Source organism: Deltaproteobacteria bacterium, from assembly GCA_016234845.1.
In the GTDB taxonomy this organism is placed as follows: domain Bacteria; phylum Desulfobacterota; class Deferrimicrobia; order Deferrimicrobiales; family Deferrimicrobiaceae; genus JACRNP01.
In genome coordinates this window covers 1-2,652 of sequence record JACRNP010000202.1, presented here as the reverse complement: position 1 = coordinate 2,652, position 2,652 = coordinate 1, and the positions used below count along the sequence as shown (strand labels likewise).

Sequence of the window (2,652 nt, the reverse complement as noted above, 5' to 3'; positions counted from 1 at the left end):
GGATGCCACAAATACAACGGGGATCGCCTTGCCGCGGCCGTGGAAATTTCCCGGTCGGGGCGGGGTTCCGTCCGGCGTCGTCCCGTGCCGGGCGGGAAAGGGGATGAGAAGGTGAAGGCAGCGAAGAAGTTGACGTTGGCCGTGAAGCCGATACCGGAAGGGTACCATTCGATCACGCCGCACCTGACGGTGCGGGGAGCGGCGCGCGCCATCGATTTCTACCGCAAGGCGTTCGGCGCCGAGGAGATCGCGCGAATGCACGCTCCGGACGGCAAGACCGTGATGCACGCGGAACTGAAGATCGGCGACTCCCGGTTCTTCCTCGGCGACGAGGTCCCGGGGATGAATTGCCAATCGCCGGAGACGCTCGGCGGAACGCCCTCCGGGTTGTACCTGTACGTCCGGGACGTGGACGAGCTGTTCCGCAAGGCGGTGGGGGCCGGGGCCACGGTGAAGCGCCCCGTGGAGGACATGTTCTGGGGCGACCGGACCGGGAGTCTCCAGGACCCGTTCGGCCACATCTGGGACCTTGCGACGCGCAAGGAGGAGGTTCCGCCGGAGGAGATGAAGCGGCGGGGGGATGAATTTTTCAGGAAAATGTCGGGCGGAAAGGCGTAGTCCGGAATAACCGGACCGTTCGTTGACTTACCCCGGAGGTGGGACGTGCGTCCGACGGCCATTCGGTCCGCCATAGTCGCCGCCTTCGGGGTTTTTTCCACGATCTTCCTTTTGTCGATCGCGCCCCCCTTTGCCGCCGGAGGAGATTCTGACACCCGCATCGGGCGGATCCGCCTTCCGCCCGGATTCCGGATCGCGGAGTACGCGGAAGTTCCCAACGCGCGGTCGATGGCGCTCGGGGAACGGGGGACGCTTTTCGTCGGCACCCGGAAGGGGGAGGTGTACGCCGTCCCGCCGGGAGGGACGACGAAGGAGTCGCGCCGGGTCGTTGCGATCGCGCGGGGCCTGCGCAGCCCGAACGGCGTGGCGATCCGCAACGGGGCGCTCTATGTGGCCGAGATCCACCGGGTCCTTCGATACGATGCGATCGAGTCGCGCCTGTCCGATCCCCCCAGGCCGGTCGTCGTGAACGAAGGTTTCCCGACGGACGGGCACCACGGCTGGAAATTCATCCGTTTCGGCCCCGACGGGAAGCTGTACGTCCCCGTGGGGGCGCCGTGCAACGTCTGCGAGCGGAGCGATCCGCGCTACGCCGCGATCCACCGGATGAACCCCGACGGGACCGGCCTCGAGCTGTTCGCCTCGGGAGTGCGCAACACCGTCGGGTTCGACTGGAACCCGGAAACGAAGGAGCTCTGGTTCACCGACAACGGCCGCGACTGGATGGGGGACGACCTTCCGCCGGACGAGCTGAACCGGGCGCCCCGAACGGGGCTCCACTTCGGATTTCCGTACACCCACGGGAAATTCCTTCCCGACCCGGATTTCGGCGGCAGGGGGAAGCCGGCCGGCTTCACCCCCCCGGAACTCGAGCTGCCCGCCCACTCCGCGTCCCTCGGGATGCGGTTTTACCAGGGGGCGATGTTTCCGTCCGCGTACCGCGGCGGGATCTTCATCGCCGAGCACGGGTCGTGGAACCGCTCGAATCCGGTGGGGTACCGCGTCACGTTCGTCCGCCTGGAAGGGAACCGCGCGGCGGGGTACGAGCCGTTCGCGGAGGGGTGGCTGTCGGACGGCAAGGCGTGGGGCCGGCCCGTGGACGTGCAGGAGCTGCCCGACGGCTCCCTCCTGGTCTCCGACGACAAGGCCGGGATGATCTACCGGATCTCGTACGTCGAGAGCCGGAGGGGCTCCATCCCGCAACCCGGGTCGCGGAGGAGGAGCGCGTGACCTGGAACGGCAGGAATGCGCGGGTATCGACCGGGGAGCTTCTGCAGGAGATGCACCGCACCGTCGACGGGTTGGGCGAAGACGGGGCGGGGCGGGCGGACCTGAAGCTGCTCTCCCGCACCCTGAAGGAACTCCGGCACGCCTTCCGGTTCTTCGACGGGCTCCGGGATCGCCCCAAGGTCACGGTATTCGGATCGGCGCGCCTCCCCCCGGACTCCCCGGCGTGCCGGCAGGCGGAGGCGTTCGGCCGGGAGATGGCCAGCTCGGGGTGGTTCGTCGTGACCGGCGCGGGCGACGGCATCATGGCGGCCGCGCACCGGGGGGCGGGTCGGGAACATTCGATCGGGGTGAACATCCTCCTGCCGTTCGAGCAGGGGGACAACCCCGTGATGGAGGGGAACCCGCGGCGGATCCACACGAAATATTTCTTCGCGCGGAAGCTGCTCTTTCTCAAGGAGTCGAGCGGGGTCGTCCTCTTTCCCGGGGGATTCGGGACGATGGACGAGGCGTTCGAGGTGCTGACCCTGCTGCAGACGGGCAAGACCCACCCGTTCCCCGTCGTACTGGTGGACGTCCCCGGCGGGAATTACTGGGCCACGTGGCGCGGGTTCCTGGAGGAGGACCTGTGGAAGGCGGAGATGAGCTCCGCCGAGGATTTTTCCCTGTTCCGGATCACCTCGAGCGTGGAGGAAGCCGTTCAGGAGATCCTTGGGTTCCACCGGGTGTTCCACAGCGCGCGGTATGTGGGCCCGGAACTGGTGATCCGCCTGCGGGAGCTGATCCCCCCCGGCGCGCCCGCGATCC

General features: G+C 67.9%; 3 protein-coding genes. All 3 read left to right on the top strand.

Features of this window, described 5'->3' with window-relative positions; genetic code table 11:
- Positions 1 to 135: 135 nt before the first annotated feature.
- The gene (locus HZB86_12315; GenBank protein MBI5906306.1) at positions 136 to 618 is read left to right on the top strand and encodes a VOC family protein; all 483 of its coding nucleotides are present in this window, start codon (positions 136 to 138) and stop codon (positions 616 to 618) included.
- Between the two features lie 228 nt (positions 619 to 846).
- Positions 847 to 1,848 (top strand): sorbosone dehydrogenase family protein, encoded by a 1,002-nt coding sequence (locus HZB86_12310; protein MBI5906305.1) that lies wholly within the window; start codon positions 847 to 849, stop codon positions 1,846 to 1,848.
- Positions 1,845 to 2,652, top strand: an 808-nt coding sequence (locus tag HZB86_12305; GenBank protein ID MBI5906304.1) for an LOG family protein, incomplete at its 3' end; no start/stop codon positions are given. The genes HZB86_12310 and HZB86_12305, both read left to right, overlap by 4 nt.